17 protein-coding genes are annotated in these 22,275 nt (G+C 65.5%); 5 read left to right on the top strand and 12 right to left on the bottom strand.

All coding sequences use genetic code 11. The features are described from left to right. Positions 1-2: 2 nt before the first annotated feature. From ACT2BZ_RS11965 to ACT2BZ_RS11920, 10 genes are all read right to left on the bottom strand, one after another. Positions 3-650, bottom strand: coding sequence for a S24 family peptidase (locus tag ACT2BZ_RS11965; protein WP_457941192.1), 648 nt, complete (start codon positions 648-650; stop codon positions 3-5). A gap of 89 nt (positions 651-739) precedes the next feature. Beyond that, complete coding sequence (locus ACT2BZ_RS11960; RefSeq protein WP_457941191.1) at positions 740-1,360, bottom strand: DsbA family protein; 621 nt, start codon at positions 1,358-1,360, stop codon at positions 740-742. Positions 1,361-1,421: 61 nt separating this feature from the next. Next, on the bottom strand, positions 1,422-1,967 hold the full coding sequence (locus ACT2BZ_RS11955; RefSeq protein WP_457941190.1) for a thioesterase family protein: 546 nt from the start codon (positions 1,965-1,967) through the stop codon (positions 1,422-1,424). A 43-nt stretch (positions 1,968-2,010) separates the two neighbouring features. Further along, on the bottom strand, positions 2,011-4,227 hold the full coding sequence (locus ACT2BZ_RS11950; protein WP_457941189.1) for an FAD-dependent oxidoreductase: 2,217 nt from the start codon (positions 4,225-4,227) through the stop codon (positions 2,011-2,013). 17 nt (positions 4,228-4,244) lie between these two features. Further along, positions 4,245-4,895, bottom strand: a complete 651-nt coding sequence (locus tag ACT2BZ_RS11945; RefSeq protein ID WP_457941188.1) for an FMN-binding negative transcriptional regulator — start codon at positions 4,893-4,895, stop codon at positions 4,245-4,247. A 7-nt stretch (positions 4,896-4,902) separates the two neighbouring features. Then, on the bottom strand, positions 4,903-6,111 hold the full coding sequence (locus ACT2BZ_RS11940; RefSeq protein WP_457941187.1) for an acetyl-CoA C-acetyltransferase: 1,209 nt from the start codon (positions 6,109-6,111) through the stop codon (positions 4,903-4,905). A gap of 32 nt (positions 6,112-6,143) precedes the next feature. After that, positions 6,144-7,313, bottom strand: coding sequence for an acyl-CoA dehydrogenase family protein (locus ACT2BZ_RS11935; protein WP_457941186.1), 1,170 nt, complete (start codon positions 7,311-7,313; stop codon positions 6,144-6,146). Positions 7,314-7,335: 22 nt separating this feature from the next. Beyond that, positions 7,336-7,575 carry a hypothetical protein gene (locus ACT2BZ_RS11930; RefSeq protein ID WP_457941185.1) on the bottom strand — a complete coding sequence of 80 codons (240 nt, stop codon included), beginning with the start codon at positions 7,573-7,575 and terminating at the stop codon, positions 7,336-7,338. 31 nt (positions 7,576-7,606) lie between these two features. Next, positions 7,607-9,403: an acyl-CoA dehydrogenase gene (locus tag ACT2BZ_RS11925; RefSeq protein ID WP_457941184.1), complete on the bottom strand. Its 1,797-nt coding sequence runs from the start codon at positions 9,401-9,403 to the stop codon at positions 7,607-7,609. A gap of 209 nt (positions 9,404-9,612) precedes the next feature. Further along, positions 9,613-10,089 (bottom strand): MerR family transcriptional regulator, encoded by a 477-nt coding sequence (locus ACT2BZ_RS11920; RefSeq protein WP_457941183.1) that lies wholly within the window; start codon positions 10,087-10,089, stop codon positions 9,613-9,615. Between the two features lie 457 nt (positions 10,090-10,546). Between ACT2BZ_RS11920 and ACT2BZ_RS11915 the strand changes: the two genes are divergently transcribed. From ACT2BZ_RS11915 to ACT2BZ_RS11905, 3 genes are all read left to right on the top strand, one after another. After that, positions 10,547-14,353 carry a peptidoglycan-binding protein gene (locus ACT2BZ_RS11915; RefSeq protein ID WP_457941182.1) on the top strand — a complete coding sequence of 1,269 codons (3,807 nt, stop codon included), beginning with the start codon at positions 10,547-10,549 and terminating at the stop codon, positions 14,351-14,353. Between the two features lie 196 nt (positions 14,354-14,549). Then, entirely contained in the window at positions 14,550-15,473 is a 924-nt protein-coding gene (locus tag ACT2BZ_RS11910) for a sulfite exporter TauE/SafE family protein (protein WP_457941181.1), read from the top strand. Continuing rightward, positions 15,474-16,283 (top strand): TIGR02186 family protein, encoded by an 810-nt coding sequence (locus tag ACT2BZ_RS11905; RefSeq protein WP_457941180.1) that lies wholly within the window; start codon positions 15,474-15,476, stop codon positions 16,281-16,283. 6 nt (positions 16,284-16,289) lie between these two features. Here the strand turns inward: ACT2BZ_RS11905 and pdeM are convergent, their stop codons facing one another. Both pdeM and ACT2BZ_RS11895 read right to left on the bottom strand, forming a co-directional pair. Next, a complete protein-coding gene (gene pdeM / locus ACT2BZ_RS11900) occupies positions 16,290-17,003 on the bottom strand; it encodes a ligase-associated DNA damage response endonuclease PdeM (protein WP_457941179.1) in 714 nt (237 codons plus the stop codon). Then, positions 17,003-19,519, bottom strand: coding sequence for a ligase-associated DNA damage response DEXH box helicase (locus ACT2BZ_RS11895; protein ID WP_457941178.1), 2,517 nt, complete (start codon positions 19,517-19,519; stop codon positions 17,003-17,005). The genes pdeM and ACT2BZ_RS11895 overlap by 1 nt, the downstream gene beginning before the upstream one ends. A gap of 138 nt (positions 19,520-19,657) precedes the next feature. Here ACT2BZ_RS11895 and ACT2BZ_RS11890 point away from each other — a divergent pair, with 138 nt between their 5' ends. Together ACT2BZ_RS11890 and ACT2BZ_RS11885 are read left to right on the top strand one after the other, a co-directional pair. Further along, positions 19,658-20,668 carry a ligase-associated DNA damage response exonuclease gene (locus tag ACT2BZ_RS11890; RefSeq protein WP_457941284.1) on the top strand — a complete coding sequence of 337 codons (1,011 nt, stop codon included), beginning with the start codon at positions 19,658-19,660 and terminating at the stop codon, positions 20,666-20,668. Then, positions 20,668-22,272 carry a cisplatin damage response ATP-dependent DNA ligase gene (locus ACT2BZ_RS11885; RefSeq protein ID WP_457941177.1) on the top strand — a complete coding sequence of 535 codons (1,605 nt, stop codon included), beginning with the start codon at positions 20,668-20,670 and terminating at the stop codon, positions 22,270-22,272. The genes ACT2BZ_RS11890 and ACT2BZ_RS11885 overlap by 1 nt, the downstream gene beginning before the upstream one ends. Positions 22,273-22,275 lie beyond the last annotated feature (3 nt).

Genomic DNA, 22,275 nt, shown 5'->3' with positions numbered 1-22,275 from the left:
ACCTACTGGCTCGCCCAGACGATGCGCGCCAGCCATTCGACCTCGGCGGCGTCGAGCCGGCGGTCCGGATGTTCCGGATTGAGCGAGACGAGATCGATGATGTTGGCGGTGCGGCGCTGCAGCACCTTGGCCATGACCTCCCCGGAACTCGTCTTGACCACAACGCGGTCGCCCTTGCGGACCGCCGCATGCGGCTGCACGACAAGCACGTCCCCATGGCGGTAGAGCGGCAGCATGGAATCGCCCTGCACCTGCAGCGCATAGGAGCCCTCGCCCGACTGCGCAGGCAGTTCGATCAGGTCCCAGCCCTGCCCTGCCGGAAAGCCGGCATCGTCGAAGAAGCCGCCCGCACCCGCCTGTGCGAAGCCGAGCAGCGGGACCGTCGAGGGCTGGACCGGCAACGGGCGATCGCCAGACGGCTTGCCTTCGACCAGCGACAGGAACTCGTCGAGCGAGGAATTGGTCGCCTCGATGATCTTGGCGACCGATTCCGTCGACGGCCAGCGCGGCCGGCCGTCGGAGGACTGGCGCTTCGACTTGTTGAAGGCGGTCGAGTCGAGGCCGGCCCGCTTGGCAAGGCCGGACGCCGACAGCGAATAACGTTCGGCCAGCGCGTCGATCGCGGCCCAGACACGGTCATGCGAGAGCATGGACGCTCCCCGGCAACAGGAAAAAATACCTTTCCTTCCTAGACCAGAGGAATGCGCTTGTCCAGCCGCCGGGGAAGCCCTGCGCGGCGTCAGGATGCCCGGAACGGAGCACGACCGGTGACCAGCGCGTGCTCCAGCATGTCGAGCCTGTCCTGGCCCCAGAACGGCTCGCCGTTCAGCACGAAGCAAGGCACGCCGGTGGCGTCGGCGAGGATCGCCTCGCCTGTATTCTGGGTCCGGATGGCCGCGACCTCCGGCGTCTTGGCACGCTCCAGCACGGCAGCGGCATCGAAGCCGGCAGCCGACAGGAGGGCGGACAGCGTCGCCTCGTCGGCAATGTCACGCTCGTCGGCCCAGATAGCGGCAAAGACGCTCGCCATGTAGTCGAGCGGATCGCCGCCATCGGCAATGATGGCGCAGATCGTGTGGTCGGCCAGCGCCGGATTTGTGGGAAAGAATTTCGGTCTCAGCGTCAGCTTCATGCCGCGCCAGTCGGCGTAGCGCTGCAGCTCGATCAGGCGATAGCGCTGGCGCACCTGGGGGCGATCGGCAAGGCCGACCTGTCCGGACACCTTGAACATCTCGCCGAGATTGACCGGCTTGACGACAAGATTTGCGCCGTGCCGTGCGGCCAGATCGCAGATGGCGCCGTGGCCGAGATAGGTCCAGGGTGACACCGAGCTCAGATAGTAGTCGATGGTTGCGGGCATGGGGCTTCTCCGTTCAGGCGGACCATAGCCACCGGGTCGTCCGGCGCAAAGCCCCGGCGGCCTAGCTGCCGCCCTTGGCGAGTTGTCGCAGACCGGCGTGCGACCGCATGAAGATGCTTTCGGCTTCGGTCGGCGGGCGCGGCGAGACCTCGACGCCGAGGGCTGCGTTGAGTTCCTCGACGGCAAGAAAACGCCGGCCGGTGCGGTCGTATATGCCGGCGGTCGTCATCACCAGCGCCGCCGTCTCGCCGTCCTCCAGCACGAAGCGGTGACGGCCGATGACCTGGGTGTCCTCCCAGGTCTCGATGGTGGAGACGACCTCGAATTGCCGCCACAGCCGGATCTCGCGCACGAAGACGGCCTGCAGCCCGCCCATCATCGGCGCCCAGCCGTTCTTGCGGGCGAGCCCGAGCAGGCCGGCACGCAGCAGGATGTCGATGCGGCCGAGGTCGGCCAGCATCATGTAGCGGGCATTGTTGAGATGCATGTTGAGGTCGATGTCGGTCGGCAGGCAGCGGAAGGCCAGCCGGCTTTCGTCGCCCATGCGGTATTCTCCGCGCGACCGTGCCGACAGCACGGTGCGCGCGAGACGGGCCCAGACATACATGGCTAGCTCCAGTGTCCTCGATGGCGGGGCAGAGGACGGCCGGTCAGTCCGCCTTCTTCGACTGTCCCGCGTAGGGGTCGAAGCGCTGGTAGAAGGTCTCGCCCTTCGCCGCCATGTCGACGAGAAGCTTCGGCGCCTTGAACTCGGCTCCGTATTTCTTCTGCAGACACTTGGCGATGGCAACGAACCCCGCCGCTCCGATGCTGTCGATGTAGGACAGCGCGCCGCCCGTGAAGGGCGCGAAGCCGAAGGCGAGGATCGAGCCTACATCGGCCTCGCGAGGGTCGGTGACGATGCCCTCTTCCATGACGCGGGCAGCCTCGAGCGCGATGACGACCAGCAGGCGCTGCTTCAGTTCCTCATAATCGATGTCGTCGGCAGCCTTCTGCGGATAGAGGTCCCTGAGGCCCGGCCAGAGCGACTTCTTGGCGGGCTTTGCCGGATAGTCGTAAAAGCCCTTGCCGTTCTTGCGGCCGAAGCGGCCATGGGTGTCGACCATGGTGTCGATGAGCTGCATCTGGGCCGGATCGACGGCCTTCTCGCCGAGATCGCGGATGGTCTGCTTCATGATCTTCTGGGCGAGGTCGACGGCGGTCTCGTCGGTCAGCGCCAGCGGGCCGACCGGCATGCCGGCGGCGCGCGCGGCATTCTCGATCATCGGCGCCGGCACGCCCTCGATCAGCATCTTGTAGGCTTCCGACATGTAGCGCAGCACGCAGCGGTTGACGTAGAAGCCGCGCGTGTCGTTGACGACGATCGGCGTCTTTTTGATCGCGCGGACATAGTCGATCGCGGTGGCGAGCGCCTTGTCGCCGGTCTTCTTGCCGAGGATGATCTCGACCAGCATCATGCGGTCGACCGGCGAGAAGAAATGGATCCCGATGAAGTTCTTCGGGCGGGCCGAGTTCTTGGCCAGCGCGGTGATCGGGATGGTCGAGGTGTTGGAGGCGAAGACCGCCGAGGATTTCAGCACCGCCTCGGCATTTCCGGTGGCGAGCTTCTTGACGCCGGAATCCTCGAAGACCGCCTCAATGACGAGGTCGGCGCCGTCGAGATCGGCATAGTCGGCCGACGGCGTAATCAGTGACAGGAGCCGCTCGCCATCCTCGGCCGTGGAGCGCCCCTTCTTGACGGCGGCGGCAACCAGGCCTTCCGAATGCGCCTTGCCCTTTTCGGCCGCTTCCATGTCGCGGTCGATGAGCACGACCGGAATGCCGGCCTTGGCGGTGACATAGGCGATGCCAGCGCCCATGAAGCCGGCGCCGATGACGCCGATCTTCTTGAACTTCGTCTCGGGCTCGCCGGCCGGCCGGCGGGCGCCCTTGTTGAGCTCCTGCAACGAGACGAAGAGCGACCGGATCATGGCCGCCGCTTCCTTCGTCTGCATGATCTCGGTGAAATAGCGCTGCTCGATCCTGAGACCTGTGTCGAAGGGAACGAGCAGGCCCTCGTAGACGCATTTCAGGATGGCGGCGGCGGCGGGATAGTTGCCGTAGGTCTCGCGGCGCAGGATGGCGATGGCCGCCGGCCAGAGATTGGCGCCGGCGGCCGAGTAGACCTGTCCGCCGGGCAGCCGGAAACCCTTTTCGTCCCAGGGAGCGACCGGCTTGAGGCCGCCCTTGATCATCGCCTTGGCGGCCTCGACGAGGTTTTCGGGCGCGGCGATCTCGTGGATCAGGCCCATGGCCTTGGCCTTCTTCGGCGTCAGCGACTGGCCCGACGTCAGCATCTGCAGCGCCTGCTGCTGGTCGGTCAGGCGCGGCACGCGCTGGGTGCCGCCGGCACCGGGGAAGATGCCGATCTTGACCTCGGGCAACGCCATCTTGACCCTGTCGCTATCGGCGGCGACGCGGCCGTGGCAAGCAAGCGACAGCTCGAAGGCGCCGCCCATGCAGGTGCCGTTGATGGCCGAGACCCATGGCTTGCCGCAGGTCTCGATCTTGCGGAAGAGACCGCTCATGTAACCGGCATTGTCGAACAGAGCCTTCGCCGCCTTCTCGGGATCCTTGGCCTTGTCGCGGGCGAAGGCCTTCAGCATCTTCTGCAGCATGGTGATGTCGGCGCCACCGGAGAAACTGTCCTTGCCGGAGGTGAAGACCACGCCCTTGACCTTCTCGTCGGCGACGGTGGCGTCGACGATGGCGTCGAGCTCCCGCATCACTTCCTCGGTGAAGACGTTCATCGACTTCTCGGGCATGTCCCAGGTGACGAGCGCGATGCCGTCGGCGTCCGTGTCGACCGTGAAGTTGGTGTAGGTCATGTCTGGTCTACCTTTGCTTATGGTTTCGCGGCGGGCACGCGCCCGCTCTCAAGCCCGCGCATCAGCGCGGAGATGGCTTGCGCGTCAGTATCCGTTTCGGTGGCAAGGCCGGCCTGAACGCCCGTCCTGTCACCGTCCGATTTGTGCTGGTTGAGCTTCCAGCTGCCTTCGAGGCGCTCGACCTTCATGCGCAGGCCGACAATGGCGCGCGTCATGCCCTGGATGTATTTTTGCGGCGCGTCCGACACGGCCCAGGGCTCTTCGCGCCCGGCCTCATTGCGGCTGGTGAGCTGGTTGAGATGGGCGAGCAGTTCGGCCTCGCTTTCCATCGCGGCCAGAGTACCGTGGGCGTGCACCATGACATAGGTCCAGGTCGGCACCACCCGTCCGTGCTCGGCCTTGCTCTGGTACCAGCCCGGATGGATGTAGGCCTGCGGTCCCTGGAACATCGCCAGGGATTTTTGCCCGGCCAGCTGCCAGTGCGGGTTCTGCCGCGCGACGTGGAATTCGAGCAGCAGTTCGTCCCCCTCCTCGCGCACCACGACCGGCGCGTGCGTGGCGCAGGGACCGTCGGCATCCTGCGTGACGATGGCCGCCAGCTGGATGTCGCGCATCGCCGCGACCAGCACGTCGCGGCGCTCCTCGCGGAATTGCTGGGGGACGTACATCGCCGGATCAGACCCGTTCGATGATCGTCGCCGTGCCCATGCCGGCGCCGATGCAGAGCGTGACCAGCGCGGTGTTGAGATCGCGGCGCTCCAGCTCGTCGAGAACGGTGCCGAAGATCATCGCGCCGGTGGCGCCGAGCGGGTGGCCCATGGCAATCGCACCGCCATTGACGTTGATCCTGTCGTGGGGAATGTCGAAGGCCTGCATGTAGCGCAGCACGACCGAGGCGAAGGCCTCGTTGAGCTCGAACAGATCGATGTCGGAAATCTTCATCTTGGCGCGCTTCAGGAGCTTTTCGGTGACGTCGACCGGGCCGGTCAGCATCAGCACCGGCTCCGAGCCGATATTGGCGAAGGCGCGGATGCGGGCGCGCGGCTTCAGACCGAGCGTCTTGCCTGCCTTCTTGGAGCCGAGCAGCACGGCGGCAGCGCCGTCGACGATGCCGGACGAATTGCCGGCATGGTGGACGTGATTGACCGATTCGACTTCCGGATGCTTCTGGACGGCGACGGCGTCGAAGCCGCCCATTTCGCCAGGCATGACGAAGGAGGGGTTCAGCGAGGCAAGCGACTGCATGTCGGTGGTCGGGCGCATATGCTCGTCGCGGTCGAGAATGGTCAGGCCGTTCTGGTCCTTGACCGGAATGACGGAGTTCTTGAAGCGGCCATCGTCCCAGGCCTTGGCGGCGCGCTTCTGGCTCTCGACGGCATAGGCGTCGACGTCGTCTCTGCTGAAGCCATACTTGGTGGCGATGAGATCGGCCGAGATGCCCTGCGGCACGAACCAGCCAGGCAGCCCGACGGACGGGTCCATGTACCAGGCGCCGCCCGAGGCGCCCATGCCGACACGCGACATGCTCTCGACGCCGCCGGCAATGACGATGTCGTCGGCGCCCTGCGCGATCTTGGCGGCGCCGAAGTTGATGGCGTCGAGACCCGAGGCGCAGAAGCGCGAGATCTGCATGCCGGGTGCGGCCATGTCGTAGCCGGCCTCGAAGGCGGCCGAGCGCGGGATGACGGCGCCGGCTTCGCCGACCGGGTCGACGCAACCGAAGATGATATCGTCGACCTTGGATGTGTCGATACCGTTGCGGTCGCGCAGCGATTCCAGGACCTTCGCGCCGAGGCGCACGGCCGGCACCTCGTGCAGGGAACCATCCTTCTTGCCGCGGCCGCGCGGGGTGCGCACGGCGTCATAGACATAGGCTTCGGCCATTTTCGTTCTCCTGATTTCCTGACCGCTCGCGCTCAGAGGCTGCGGGCGATCAGCAGTTTCATGATCTCGTTCGTGCCGCCGTAGATGCGCTGCACGCGCGCGTCGCGGAACATGCGGGCGATCGGGTATTCATTCATGTAGCCATAGCCGCCGTGCAATTGAAGGCACTCGTCGACCACTTTTCCTTGAAGGTCGCTGAGCCAGTACTTCGCCATCGAGGCGGTGACCGGATCGAGCCCGCCGGCGATGTGGCGGGCGACGCAATCATTGTAGAAGACACGCCCGACGGTGGCCTCGGTCTTCAGTTCGGCCAGCTTGAACTGGGTGTTCTGGAAGTCGATAACCGCCTTGCCGAAGGCCTTGCGCTCCTTGACGTAGTCGATGGTGAGCGACAGCGCGCGCTCGATCATGCCGATGGCGCCAGTGCCGATCTGCAGGCGCTCCTGCGGCAGTTGCTGCATCAACTGGACAAATCCCTGGCCCTCCGCGGCGCCGAGCAGGCAGGAGGTCGGGACGCGCATGTCGTTGAAGAAGAGCTCGGAGGTGTCGTTCGCCTTCAGGCCGATCTTGTCGAGGTTGCGGCCGCGCTCGAAACCCTCGAGCCCGTCGGTCTCGACAACGATCAGCGAGGTCCCCTTTGCGCCAGCTGCCGGATCGGTCTTGGCGACCACAATGATCAGGTTGGCGTGCTGGCCGTTGGTGATGAAGGTCTTCGAGCCGTTGATCTTGTAGTGGTTTCCATCCTTCTCGGCACGCGTCTTGACGCCCTGCAGGTCGGAACCGGCGCCCGGCTCGGTCATGGCGATGGCCCCGATGAGTTCACCGGTCGCCATCTTCGGCAGCCACTTCTTTTTCTGCTCCTCCGATCCGTAGTGAAGAATGTAGGGCGCGACGATGGCGTTGTGCAGCCCGATGCCGAAACCGTCGACCCCGACATGGGCCATGGCCTCGATGATGGCGCTCTCATGCGCGAAGGTGCCGCCCGAGCCGCCGTACTCTTCCGGCATCGAGGCGCAGAGCAGCCCGGCCGCACCCGCCTTTTCCCAGCTCGCGCGGTCGACCATGTCGTTATTCTCGAACTCGTCGTAGCGCGGCGCGATTTCTTCCAACATGAAACGCGTCGCCATGTCGTAGAGCATGGCGACGTCGTCGGCGGCCCAGGCCGGCTTCGGCAGACCAAGGATATCGGCGGGCGCGGTCACAACGACGCCCTCAGGTTAACGACTACTTGAGCGTCCATTTACCTCTCCGGTCTTCTTCAGCGGAGACCATGATACCCTTCTTACGGAGTTCGGTGGCGGCCCAACGCATGTCGTAGTGCCAGGTATAAAACAGGTCTGTTTGCTTCAGTTCGTTCTCGTGATGCTTCCAGATGTATTTTGCAACATAGAGAATCGTCGCTGTCCCACCGGCAGACTTCAGCGCATCCCGCACCCAATCAACTAGATCGCCTTTTGTTGCCAAGTCATCCTCCACATGGATTGGAAGCTAGTGCCTAGAACGCCTCGGCCGGCAGCGCCATCATGGTGTCCGCGCCGCTGGAGATGCGGGCGAGATGCGCCGCCGTCTCGGGCATCACACGCTCCATGAAATAGCGGCCGGTGACAAGCTTGTTCTCGTAGAAGGCGGCATCGCCGGAAGCGCCGTCGGCAAGGTTCGCATTGGCGACCTTGACCATCTGCGCCCACATGTAACCGAGCGCGACGAGGCCGAAGAGATGCATGTAGTCGGTCGAGGCGGCGCCCGCATTGTCGGGCTTGGCCATGGCGTTCTGCATAAGCCACATGGTGGCGGCCTGCAGGTCGTTCAGGCCCTTCTTCAGGCCCTTGGTGTAGGGCGCCATCTTCTCGTCGGAACGGTTCTCCTCGCAGAAGTCGCCGACCTCCTTGAAGAAGGCCTGCACGGCGCGACCGCCGTTCAGCGCCAGCTTGCGGCCGACGAGGTCGAGCGCCTGGATGCCGTTGGCGCCCTCGTAGATCATGGCAATGCGGGCATCGCGCACGAACTGGCTCATGCCCCATTCCTCGATGTATCCGTGGCCGCCGAAAACCTGCTGCGCCATGACGGCGTGCTCGAAACCCTTGTCGGTCAGCACGCCCTTGACGATCGGGGTCATCAGGCCGGTGTAGTCGCTGGCAATCTCGCGGTCGCCCGCGTCGGCCGAACGGTGGGCGATGTCGGACTTGATGGCGGTCCAGAGCACCAGCGCGCGGCCGGCCTCGTTGAAGGCCTTCATGGTCATCAGCGAGCGGCGGATGTCGGGGTGGACGATTATCGGATCGGCCGGCTTGTCTGGAGCCTTCGGCCCCGACAGCGAGCGGCCCTGCAGGCGGTCGCGGGCATAGGCGACGGCGTTCTGATAGGCGACCTCGGAAATCGACAGGCCCTGCAGGCCGACGCCGAGCCGCGCCTCGTTCATCATCGTGAACATGGCTTTCAGGCCGCCATGCTCCTCGCCGAGCAGGTAGCCGGTCGCCTCGTCGTAGTTCATGACGCAGGTGGCGTTGCCGTGGATGCCCATCTTCTCTTCCAGCGAGCCGCAGGACACGCCGTTACCCTCGCCCGGATTACCCTCGGCATCGAGTTTCAGCTTCGGCACGATGAACAGCGAGATGCCCTTGACGCCCTTCGGCGCACCCTCGATGCGGGCGAGAACCAGGTGGACGATGTTCTCGGCCATGTCATGGTCGCCGGCCGAGATGAAGATCTTCTGGCCGGAAATCCTGTAGCTGCCGTCGTCGGCAGGCACGGCCTTGGTGCGCAGCAGGCCAAGATCTGTGCCGCAATGCGGTTCGGTCAGGTTCATGGTGCCGGTCCACAGGCCGTCCACCATCTTGGGCAGCCACTTCGCCTTCTGCTCGTCGGTGCCGTGGGTGACGATGGCCGCGATGGCGCCCTGGGTGAGCCCCGGATACATCATCAGCGACATGTTGGCCGAAACCATGAATTCAGAAACGGCCGTGTGAACGGTGTAGGGAAGCCCCTGCCCGCCAAACTCGGCAGGTGCAGCAAGTCCCATCCAGCCGCCTTCGCGGTACTGCTGATAGGCCTGGCCGAAGCCTTCTGGCGTCGTGACGGAGCCGTCGTCGGCGCGCACGCAGCCCTCGAGATCGCCGACCCGGTTGAGCGGCTGCATGACGTTTTCGGCGATCTTCGCGCCCTCGGCCAGGATGGCTTCCAGCACATCGGGCGGCGTGTCGGCAAAACCTGGAAGGTTGTTGTAGCGCTCGTAGCCGAAGACTTCATTCAGCACGAATAGCGAATCGCGGACGGGAGCCGTGTAGCTCGGCATGAAATCTCCTCCAAGACGCGGTGTGCACGCCTTGTGGAACACTCCTAGGCGCACTGCAAGACCGCCACGGCGGCCGCGCTCAAAATATTGACGTTTGCGTAAACGTCAATGGGATTCTTGAAACAGTTGCGCCGCGGGACCAGAGGCTCCGCGGCGCAATTGGGGCAGCGCTGCCAGGCAGCTGCCGCCGGTCAGATTGTCAGTCGGTTCTAGCGCGCGGCCACGGCCGAAGCCGGAGTGCGATCGGCCAGCTTGGCGCGCACGTCAGCCATCAGATTGGACAGCTCGCCGACGGCGTCGTCGATGACGGCCCGCTGCTTCTGCAGGCGCGCCATCTGCTTCTCGGACTTGTCCAGCGCAAGACGCAGCTGCTTGATGTTGGCGCCCGACGGATCGTAGAGATCCATGATCTGCTTCACATCGCGCAGCGAAAAGCCGATCTTGCGGCCAAGGAGAATAAGCTTCAGCCGCGCATTGTCGCGACGCGAATAAAGACGGGTCGACCCTTCACGCTTGGGAGCGATCAGCCCCTTGTCTTCGTAGAAGCGCAGGGCGCGCAACGTGACGCCGTACTTTCTCGCCATTTCGCCGATTCGAACGAATTCTTCTTCAGCGCTCATGGTTGCATCGTTGTTGTTATTGTTGTTGGCCACGGCTTCGCCAGCCCTCTTAAGCATGGTTGTCATTTTGGCTTTCCCCGTTTGTGGCGTTCAAGAACGCCTGACCGGATCCGGCGGGGGCGGTGTCCGATCGTGGTTTCGTTGAGAAAAATCGCAAGACGCGTCTCGCAAGACGCTGCTTACGTTTACGTAAGGGATATATTGATTGCCGCCCGGTCATGCAAGCGCGCTCTGGTTGAAACTGATGCGGCAGTTTGAAACACCCCCTCAGGTGCAGAAATCGTCACATCCGCCGATAGTTCCCAATTCTTAAGTTTGGTTAACGCCTTGTTTACCACGTTGGGGGAAATGTGCGCATGTCGGTCCCCCGTGTTTATCCTGTATCGAATTGTTCACGGTTTCCCGGAGTTCGCAGGCGAAAGCCCGGAAGTCTTCTTCCGCCTCAAGTGCGGCCGCTCCGGTCCCGGCAGGGAACTATACGGAAACTGGTCGAAAACCAGCAAACTGGCAAACGGGCGTTTCGATGAACAGCAAGCGGTCTTACATAGACGCAATCAACGCGGGCAGACAGCGCCGTTCCTATGCGTCGCTGGAGCAACTCAACCGGTCGCTCGAAACGCTGGAGCAGCGAATCGACCGCAACCGGGAAGAGGTGGCAGGCTATTCGCGTGCCCCGGCGCAGCAGGATTCGCCGCCGGCCTACGAGGCCCCCCGCCGGCCAGAAATGCCGCGCGCCAGTGAGAATCGCAGCGCTTTCGAGCAGCCCTACCGTTCCATTGCGCGCGACATCGAACGCGTCCGAAGCCAAGAGGACGGTGTCGCGGCCTTCGGCAAGATTTCCGAAGAGATAAAGGGTTTGCGGGAAGAACTGCGCAATCAGGTCACCTCGGGCGTCAGGCGTGAATTCGAAACGCTGCGCCAGGAGATCGAGCGCGCCGCGGCCGCTGGCTCCGGCAGGGCGCTTGCCCAGCTTGGCCAGGATGTCGAAAGGCTTTCGGGCACCGTGCAGTCGCTCGCCGAACGCAGCGATGACAAGAACGTCAACATGCTGCGCCTCGAGATCGAACAGATGCGGGACGCGCTGGACATGGTGGCGCGGGAGGAGACCGTGCGTTCGGTCGACCGGCGCTGGGACGACTTCGACCGCCGCTTCAGCGATTTCCAGGACCACGTCTCGTCGGTCGCCGCCCAGCGGCCGGGCGAGATCGACCTGTCCGGCCTGACCAGCCGCCTCGAACAGATCAACGATGCCGTCGGCAGGCTGCCCGAATCGCAGTCGATCCGGTCGCTCGAGGACAAGGTGCGCACGCTTGCCGGCGCACTCGACCACTTCATCGAGCAGCAGGGTGGCAAGACGACAGAGACTTTCGGCCAGATCGAGGAGCGGCTCGACGAGATTTCGCGCGCCATCGTAAGCGCGACGGTGGCGGCACAGACGCCGCAGTTCGACCCCGAACCCTTCGAGCGCATCGAGGCGCGCATGTCGGCGCTGGCGCGGCAGATCGAGGAAGTGGTCGAGGACCGGCCGACCGGAGAGATCATCAGCCGCCTCAACATGCTGTCAGAGCGGGTCGACGAAATGGCCGCGCACAACGCGCTGCCCGACGAGACCATCGAACGTCTGGCACACCAGATCGCGTCGATCGCCGACAAGATCGACCGGGCGCCACCTATGCCCGACGCCAACGAGATCTTTTCGGGCATAGAGCAGCGGTTCGAAGTTCTGTCGGGCTTGATGGAACGCCGCCAGGGCGACGCGCTGGAACAGGGCAACATGCTGTTTCGTGAGCTCGAGCGGCGTCTGGACGAGGTTGCAGAGCGGATCGAGCGCCGGCAGGGCGAAGCGACGCTCGACAATTCCGGCATCATGAGCGTGATCGACGAACGCTTCTCGGCAATGGCCAAGCAGCTTGAGGGAAACAAGCCGGACAAGGCTGCCGAGGCGGCAATCCGCGGTCTCGAGGCTCGTCTCGAAAGCATCGCCAGGCAGATCGACCAGTCGGCCAGCCAGTACACCGGCATCGACCCCGATTTGGTGCGCAACCTTGAGTCCCAGGTCGCCGGGCTGTCGGCGCACCTGTCACAGCCGAATGCGCCACTGCCGGCCTACGAGGACATCTCGCCCCGGCTGGAAGAAATCGAGAAGTCGATCGCGGGCAGCCGCGAGACCGTTCTGGAGGCGGCGCGTGACGCTGCCGAGAATGCCGCCAAGTCACTGGCCGGCAGCCAGGCCGAGTCGGCCGCGGTGGCCGGCCTGGCGCAGGACCTGAAATCCCTGGAGGCGCTGACGCGTCGCTCGGACGAACGAAACAGCAAGACCTTCGAGGCGATCCACGACACGCTGCTGAAGATCGTTGACCGGCTGGGTTCGCTGGAAGGTGACGGCGACGTGGACGGCGAGGACGACGAGCCGGCGCCGCTGCCGCGCAAGAAGACGATCGAGGACGCTCCGTCCATCGATGCCGAGGGCACGCTGGCGCTGGACGAGCCGCTGCAGCGCGACGATTCGACCGTGGCACCGCCACCCGCGCGGGCCAGGACAGAACGCACGCCGGCGGAAGCCGCTGCCGCTGCTGCCATCGCCGCACTGGGCGACGAGCCTCCCTCCGATGCGGCAGAAAGCGGACGCGGTCGCTCGATGCTCGGCGCTCTTACCCGCGCGCTCGGCAAGAAGAAGCAGGCGCCCGCGACCGTACTGGCCGGACCGGACCTGCCCGACGACGATATCGACGTTGCACCGAGCGTCGACCTCGATGCACCGCTCGATCCAAAGATTGCCAACCGTCCCCTCGAGCCGGGCTCAGGCACGCCAGACCTCAACGCCATCATGAAGCGGGTGCGCGACGAACGCGGCCAGACGGCCCGCGTTAACGACTCCGACGCCGCCAAGTCCGACTTCATCGCCGCGGCGCGGCGGGCTGCCCAGGCTGCGGCTGCCGAATCGCAGATCAACCGGCGCAAGACCGACATCGGCAGCCCAGTCAAGGCGCTGCGCATCGGCGACCTGCTCAAATCGCGGCGCAAGCCGATCCTGATGGGCACCGCCGTTGTCATGTTGGCGCTGGCGGGCCTGCAACTCGGCAAGGCTTTCATGCAGGACGAGCCCAACGGCTCTTCCGATCTTTCTGCCAAGGCGCAGCTCGGCGCCGCGGCGGAGCCGGAAATGGCAGCGCTCGACGACGCTACGATACAGGACATGGACTCCGAGCCGGAAATGGCGGCCGGCGACCAGGCGTTGGAGGATGCCTCGGACGACCTCGAGGGCTCCGACATGGACATGATGGCCGGCGCCACCGACGAGCAGCCCATGGACGACGTCGCGGCCGCGATGGACGAGATGGAGCCGGCGATGCCGGAACAGTCCGCCGCCGAGACCGAGGAACCGGAAGCCATGGAACAGGTCAAGGTCGCCGCGGTATCGCCGCCGGAGACGGTGACCGCGTCGCTCGGCGACACCGGTGAAGCCGCCGAGATCGTCATCGACGTGCCGGCGGAAGCCGGTCCGGTCCTGCTGCGCGAAGCCGCCGAATCCGGCGACCCCAAGGCGCTGTTCGAGATCGCCACGCGCTATGCGGACGGACGCGGTGTGAAGTCCGACATGACGCGGGCCGCGTCGTGGTACGAAAAGTCGGCCGAATTCGGCTTCGCGCCCGCGCAGTACCGCATCGGCAATCTTTACGAGAAGGGCCTCGGCGTACAGCGCGACCTGAAAAAGTCGCGCCAGTGGTACCTGCAGGCCGCCGAGCAGGGCAATGCCAGCGCCATGCACAATCTCGCCGTGCTCGACGCCATGGGCGCCGAAGGCGTCTCCGACAACGACTCGGCCGCCAAGTGGTTTACCCGCGCCGCGGAACTCGGCGTCAAGGACAGCCAGTTCAATCTCGGGATCCTGACCGCCAAGGGCGTCGGCATGCCGCAGAGCCTGGAAGAGTCCTACAAGTGGTTCGCGCTGGTGGCCAAGACCGGCGACAAGGACGCTGCCGACAAGCGCGACGAGATCGCCAACGCGCTGCGCCCGGAACAGCTGGAGCGCGCCCGCGCCGCCACGGAACTGTGGAAGGCCAAGGAACTGAACGCCGAAGCGAACTCTGTCGATATCCCGGACTCCTGGCGCGAGGCGCAGGACCAGACCGCCAGCGTCGACATGACCAAGGCGATCAAGAACATCCAGGTCATCCTGAACAAGAACGGCTACCAGGCAGGCAATCCCGACGGCGTTCTGGGTGGCAAGACGAAGTCCGCGATCGCCGCCTTCCAGAAGGATAACGGGATGAAGCCAACCGGCGAGATCGACCAGCAGGTTGCTCGCGCGCTTCTGGATCGCAAATAAGGCCGCGATCCGTCGCGACTGGACCATCATGCAATAGCGAAACCAGCGTTAACTGGTTGAAGATGTTTTTTGTTTCGACAATGCGGCGAAGTTTGACTTCGCCGCATTGTCGGCGCAAGAACGGCTTAAATCCTCGAAGCATTCTACTCGTACGGGACGGGTCGACGCCGACAGGCAGCAACAATCGAGTCAGCGGGTGGGCATCTATCTCCCGATCGCGGAGTTATCCGTCAACGTTTTCGTACTGCTTGCCATGGGCGCGGCGGTCGGGTTCCTCTCGGGCATGTTCGGGGTCGGCGGCGGCTTCCTGATCACCCCGCTGCTGATCTTCTACAACATTCCCCCGGCCATCGCGGTGGCCACCGGCGCCAACCAGGTCATCGCCTCGTCCTTCTCGGGCGCGCTCGCGCATTTCAAGCGGGGAACGCTCGACTTCAAGCTCGGGACGGTGCTGCTCGGCGGCGGCATAGTGGGCTCGACAGTCGGCATCTACGTCTTCTCGCTGCTGCGCGACCTCGGTCAGCTCGACCTCTTCATCTCGCTGCTTTACGTGGCGCTGCTCGGTTCGGTCGGCGGCCTGATGCTGGTCGAGAGCGTCAACGCGATCCGCCTGTCGCGCGGCGCAGCGACGCCGGCCACGCTGAAGAAGCCCGGCCAGCACAACTGGATCCACCGGCTGCCGCTCAAGATGCGGTTTCGGGCCTCGAAGCTTTTCGTCAGCGTGATCCCGGTAATCGCGCTCGGCGCCGGCATCGGCTTCCTGTCGTCTATCATGGGCGTCGGCGGCGGCTTCATCATGGTGCCGGCGCTGATCTACCTGCTCAAGGTTCCGACCAACGTGGTCGTGGGGACATCGCTGTTCCAGATCATCTTCGTCGCCGCTTATACGACCATCGTGCATGCCTCGACCAACCAGACCGTCGACATCGTGCTGGCCTTCGTGCTGATGGTCGGCGGTGTCGCCGGTGCGCAATACGGTGCCAAGGCAGGGCAGAAGCTGCGCGGCGAGCAGTTGCGCGCGCTGCTTGCGATACTGGTGTTGGCGGTGGCGCTGAGGCTCGGCTTCGACCTCTTCGTGCGCCCCAGCTCGCTCTTCTCTCTGGCCGGGGCGGACAGCTAGATGAGGCGCCACCTCCCATTCCTTGCACTTGCCGCCGCGCTGGCACTCGCGATGCCGGCCGCAGCGCAGGACGCGGTGCAGAACCCGTTGCAAGTGCAGAACCCGGAATCGATCCAGATCGGCCTGTCGACGGACAGGATCGCCATTACCGCCGATTTCACCGGCGCCGACCTGACCATCTTCGGATCGCTGGAAAACGCCGATCCGCTGATCAACCGGCAGGGCCGCTACGACGTGATCGTCGTGCTTGAGGGTCCGTCGCGCCCCGTCGTGGTGCGCAAGAAGGATCGCTTCCTCGGCATGTGGATCAACATGGAATCGGAGACCTTCGTCAACGTGCCCGTGTCTTACTCGGTGGCGACCACGCGGGTGATGCAGGACATCACCGATCCCAACAACTACAAGCAACTGGCTCTCGGCGCCGACAATCTGCACATCGAACCGCTCGACAGGGAAGGCAACCCGGCGACGATCGATGCCTTCGAGGCGGCGCTGCGCGAACGCAAGACGGCGCTCGGCCTGTTCAGCGTGCGCGTTGGCGGTGTCGAGTTCCTGTCGCAGAGCCTGTTCCGCGCCTCGCTTCCCCTGTCGCCCAACGTGCCGGTCGGCACGCACAAGGCGCGCGCCTTCCTGTTCCGCAACGGCGTCTTCATCAAGGAAAACTCCGCCCAGCTCGCCATCGTCAAGTCCGGCTTCGAGCAGTCGCTCGCGCGCTACGCGGGCGAACACAGCTTCTTCTATGGTGCATTTGCGGTAGCGCTGGCGATGCTGACCGGCTGGCTCGGCCGCGTCATTTTCCGCCGGGACTGAGGTCCGTCAGCCCGGCTGCAGCAGGCCGCCGGCAATGGCGAAAACGCGGCGCGCACCGATCATGTAGGCCATCAGTCCGTCACGCCGGAACAGCCCGGCATAGGCGCGGTCAAGCACGTTGAGCGATCCCGTATAGGCCCCGAAGGCCGGCATGATGGCCCGCGCTCCGTCGGTGGCGAAGCAACGCCGGCGCACCGAACGGCCGCGCTGCACGATGCGGGCACAAGGATGCAGGTGGCCGGCGATCTCCCCCGCAGGCGCAGCCGCCGTGGGCTCATGCCGGAAGGTCAACGCGCCGACGGCAAGCGCATCGACGGTGTCACCCGGCAGGCCGGCCGGTGGGCGCGGGTCGTGATTGCCGGCAACCCAGAACCAGTCGCGGCCCACGGTGAGAGCCGCGAGATCGGCGCGCAAGGCAGCCGGCAGGCGGGCCGAGGCATCGGCATCGTGGAAACTGTCGCCAAGGCTGACCACCGTCTTAGGGCGGTAGTGGTCGATGACCGCCTGCAGCCTGAGCAGCGTCGCGGCGGTGTCATAGGGGGGCACCAGCATGCCGCGCCGGGCAAGTGAGGAACCCTTCTCCAGATGCAGGTCGGAAACGCAAAGCAGGCCGAGCGCAGGGAAATAAAGCGCGCCGCGTGGATCGCACCACGCGCGCTCGCCGGCAATGTCGATCTCCGTGCCGTCGCCACGCTCGCCTGCCAAAGCATCTGCCGCCATCAACGTCCCATCGCCTCTTCTATCAATCCTTCCGCCTCCGACAGCAGAGACTCGCTCGCCTCGCCATCGACCCGCTCCCTGCCGACCTCCAGCATGATTGGCACCGCGAGCGGCGAGATGCGTTCGAGGTCCTTATGCATGATTCGACCGCGAATGCGCGAGAGCATGTCGGCGAGCCTCCTGACATCGAGAAGCCCGGCCGCAGCATCGGCGCGCGTGGCCTGCAGCAGGATGTGGTCCGGCTCGTGGGTGCGCAGCACGTCGTAGATCAGGTCGGCCGAGACGGTCACCTGGCGGCCGCTCTTCTCCTGGCCGGGATAGCGCTTCTCGATGAGGCCAGAGATCATGGCGCAGGCACGGAAGGTGCGCTTCAGCATCCAGCTGTCGGCAAGCCATGCATCGAGATCGTCGCCGAGCATGTCCTCGTCGAACAGTTCGCCGAGCGGGATCTTTCCCGACTTGAACATCTGCCCCATGTCGCCAAGCGCCCAGACGCCGAGCACATAGTCGGTGGCGACAAAGCCGAGCGGGCGAGCGCCCATGCGCTCGAGGCGCCGGGTAAGGAGCATGCCAAGCGTCTGGTGCGCGAGGCGCCCCTCGAAAGGATAAGCGACCATGTAGAAGCGCTCGGCGCGCGGAAAGGTCTCGACCAGGAGGTCACCGCGTTTGGGCAGTACCGAGACCTTCGCCTGCAGGCGCAGCCAGTCGGCGACCTGGCCCGGCAGCGCCTTCCAGCGCTTCGGATCTGCCAGCATGCCGCGCACCTGGTCGGCCAGATAGGTCGAGAGCGGGAACTTGCCGCCACCGTAATACGGCACCTTGGCGTCCTTGCCGGGCGCGTTGGAGACATAGCACTCGTTCTCGCGGATACCCTCGAAGCGCAGGATCTTGCCGGCGAAGAGAAAGGTGTCGCCGTAGACCAGCGTCTCCAGAAACGCCTCCTCGATCTTGCCGAGCGTCGGGCCGCCGCGCGATGCCGCCCCCCTGCCGGCGCGGACATAGCGCACGTTGAGCGCCGGAACCTCGATGATGGTGCCGACATTGAGGCGGTATTGCTGGGCAACGCGCGGATGGCTAACCCGCCACAGCCCGTCCTTGGTCTTGCGGATACGGGCATAGCGCTCATAGGTCTTCAGCGCATAGCCGCCGGTGGCGACGAAATCGACGACGCGGTCGAAGGTCTCGCGGTCGAGGTCGGCATAGGGCTCGGCGGTGACGACCTCGCGGTAGAGCTCGGTGGCGTCGAAGGGTGCGGCGCAGGCGGTGCCGAGGACATGCTGCGCCAGCACGTCGAGCGCGCCCTCGACGAGCGGCGGCGTGTCCTGCGCGCCGACGGTCGAGGCCTCCAGCGCGGCGCGGCACTCCAGCACCTCGAAGCGGTTCGAGGGAACGAGGATTGCCTTGGACGGTTCGTCCATGCGGTGGTTGGCGCGGCCGATGCGCTGGGCCAGACGGCTGGCGCCCTTGGGTGCGCCGACATGAATGACGAGATCGACGTCGCCCCAGTCGATGCCGAGATCGAGCGTCGACGTGGCGACGACGGCACGCAGGCTGTTGGTCTCCATCGCCTTCTCGACGCGGCGGCGCTGGCTGACGTCGAGCGAGCCGTGATGCAGCGCAATCGGCAGCGAATCCTCGTTGATCCGCCACAGTTCCTGAAACAGCAGTTCCGCCTGGCTGCGCGTGTTGACGAAGAGCAGCGACGTATTGTGCTGCCTGACCATGTCGTAAATCTCGGGAATGGCATAGCGCGACGAGTGGCCCTGCCACGGCACCCGCTCGCGCGAATCCAGCACCGAGACATCCGGCTTGGCGCCACCCGAAACGGTGATCAGATCGGCCATGCCGCCCGGCGGGTTCTGGCCGACCAGCCAGCGCCGAAGCCCGTCCGGATCGGCGACGGTCGCCGACAGGCCGATGGCCTGGAGCGTTGGCACCATGGTCCTCAGCCGGGCGAGGCCGAGCGCCAGAAGATGGCCGCGCTTGGAGGTGACCAGCGAATGCAACTCGTCGAAGACGACGTAGCGCAGGTCGGCGAAGAAGCGGGCAGCGTCCGGCCCGGCGAGCAGCAGGGCGAGTTGCTCGGGCGTGGTCAGCAATATGTCGGGCGGTGCGAGCTTCTGGCGCTGGCGCTTGTGGGCGGGGGTGTCGCCGGTGCGCGTCTGGATCACGACAGGCAGGTTCATTTCGCTCACCGGGCGGGCGAGGTTGCGCTCGATATCGACGGCGAGTGCCTTCAGCGGCGAGATGTAGAGCGTGTGGATGCCGCGCCGGGCCTCGCCTGGACGGCGTTTCGGCCTGCCGGCGAGATCGGTCAGGCTGGGCAGGAAGCCCGCCAGCGTCTTGCCGGCGCCGGTAGGAGCGATCAGGAGCAGCGAACTGCCGCGCTGCGCCTCGGCAAGAAGCTCGAGCTGGTGGGCGCGCGGCGCCCAGCCGCGTTCGGCGAACCACCTGGTAAATGGCGCGGGCAGGATGGCGGCGCTGACCGCTTGCTCGATGGGTTTCTGGCTCGTCACGATGGAGACCTAGCGCGGGGCACACGTCCGGCCAAGCAGATTCTGGAACAAAAGGGGATCAGTGGTTGCACAAGCTGCGATGGCAGCATGATTCCCGGGAGCCCTTCCCTGTCGCCGGGAAGCACCTATCTTCTGGCAATGCGCCCTCGCGACCTGCTTCACCCCCGACCCGAAGGGCTCTACTGCCCGCCCGGCGATTTCTATATCGACCCGGTACGACCGGTCGAACGCGCGCTCATCACGCACGGCCATTCCGATCACGCGCGCTCGGGCCACCGCTCGGTTCTGGCGACGCAGCAGACGCTCGACATCATGGCGCTGCGCTACGGCGCGGACTTCGCCGGCACGACACAGGCGGCAGCGCTTGGCACTCCGCTCGACGTCAACGGCGTCTCGATCACCTTTCACCCCGCCGGGCACGTGCTCGGATCGGCGCAGATTGCCGTCGAGAACGGCGGCATCCGCATCGTCGCATCCGGCGACTACAAGCGGCAGGCGGACGCGACCTGCGCGCCTTTCGAGCCGGTGGCCTGCGACGTCTTCATCACCGAGGCGACCTTCGGGCTGCCGGTGTTTCGCCATCCGCCCGACACGCACGAGATCGACCAGCTGCTGACGTCCACTCAGCAGTTCCCCGAGCGGGCGCACCTCGTCGGCGCCTATGCGCTCGGCAAGGCACAGCGCGTTATCAGGCTGATCCGTGACGCCGGCTACGACAGGCCGATCTTCATCCACGGCGCGCTGGCAAAGCTCTGCGATTACTACGAGGGCGAGGGAATCGCGCTTGGCGAGTTGCGGCCGGCCACCGTCGAGGGCGGCTCGAAGGGAGATTTTGCCGGCGCCATCGTCGTCGGGCCGCCGTCAGCCTTTGCTGACCGCTGGGCGCGACGATTTCCCGACCCGATGTCGTGTTTCGCGTCCGGCTGGATGCGCATTCGCCAGCGCGCCAAGCAGGGCGGCGTCGAACTGCCGCTGATCATCTCCGACCACGGCGACTGGGACGAGTTGACGCGCACCATCGAGGAGACCGGGGCCAGGGAGGTGTGGGCGACGCATGGCCGCGAGGAAGCGCTGGTGCGCTGGTGCGAGTTGCAGGGCATCGCAGCGCAGCCGCTGCATCTCGTCGGCTACGAGGACGAGGGCGACTGATGCAGCGCTTCGCCGAACTGCTCGACCGGCTCGTGCTGACGCCCGCCCGCAACGGCAAGCTGCGGCTGCTGACCGATTATTTCCGGACGGTCGAGGACCCCGACCGCGGCCTCGCGCTCGCCGCCATAACCGGCGACCTGTCGATCGCGTCGATCAAGCCGGCAATGCTGCGCGCGCTGGTCGCCGAACGCATGGATCCGGTGCTGTTCGGCTATTCCTACGACTATGTCGGCGACCTTGCCGAAACCGTCTCGCTGGTCTGGCCGGAACCCGGGCCTGAACGGCGCGCCAACCGCACCCCCACACTCGACGAGGTGGTGACGAAACTGCAGACGGCCAGCCGCTCGGACGGGCCGACCGTTCTGTCTACCCTGCTCGACAGCGCCAACATCGAGGCGCGCTACGCGATCATCAAGCTGGTGACGGGCGGCCTGCGGGTCGGCATGTCGGCAAGGCTCGCCAAGCAGGCTCTGGCCGAATTCGGCGCGGTCGACGTCGGCGAGATCGAGGAGCTCTGGCACGGGCTGACACCGCCCTACATAGAGCTCTTCGCATGGCTGGAGGGCCGCACCGGCAAGCCGGAGCGCACGGCCAAGGCGATGTTCAACCCGGTTATGCTGTCGACGCCGGTCGGCGACAACGACCTCGAGAAGCTCGACCCGGCGGACTACGCGGCCGAGTGGAAGTGGGACGGCATCCGCGTGCAGGCCGTGTCGGAGGGCGGCGTCCGGCGTCTCTATTCGCGCACCGGCGACGACGTGTCGGGCGCCTTTCCCGACCTTGTCGACGCGATGGATTTCGAGGGGGCGCTCGACGGCGAGTTGCTGGTCGGCAATCCGGCGGAGGCCACGGGCACCTTTTCGGACCTGCAGCAGCGACTAAACCGCAAGACGGTTTCGCCGAAGATCCGCGACCGGTTTCCCGCCTTCATGCGCTGCTACGACATGCTGATGATCGGCGGGCAGGACATGCGTGCCCTGCCCTTCGTCGAGCGACGGCCGAGACTGGAGGCCTTTGTGGCCGAGCTCGACCCGACGCGCTTCGACCTGTCGCCGCTGGCGCCGTTCACCGGCTGGGAGGCACTCGACGGGATGCGCAAGAACCCGCCGCACCCGGTGATCGAGGGGGTGATGCTGAAGCGCCTCGACTCGGCCTATGTCGCCGGGCGGCCGAAAGGGCCATGGTTCAAGTGGAAGCGCGACCCGCACACGGTGGACGCGGTGCTGATGTATGCGCAGCGCGGCCACGGCAAGCGCTCGAGTTTTTACTCCGACTACACGTTCGGGGTGTGGACTGGCCCGGAAGGGGCAGAGGAACTGGTACCCGTCGGCAAGGCCTATTTCGGCTTCACCGACGAGGAGCTGAAGCAGATCGACAAATATGTGCGCGACAACACGATCGAGCGCTTCGGGCCCGTGCGCTCCGTGCGCGCCGACCGCAAGCAGGGGCTGGTGCTCGAGGTTGCCTTCGAGGGCCTGAACCGCTCGACGCGCCACAAGTCCGGCGTCGCCATGCGGTTCCCGCGCATTTCGCGGCTGCGCTGGGACAAGCCGCCGAACGAGGCGGACCGGATCGAGGTGCTGAAGGCGCTGCTCGATGCCTGAGGT

This window comes from Mesorhizobium sp. 10J20-29 (genome assembly GCF_054130485.1).
This window is presented reverse-complemented; position numbering and strand designations above follow the sequence as displayed.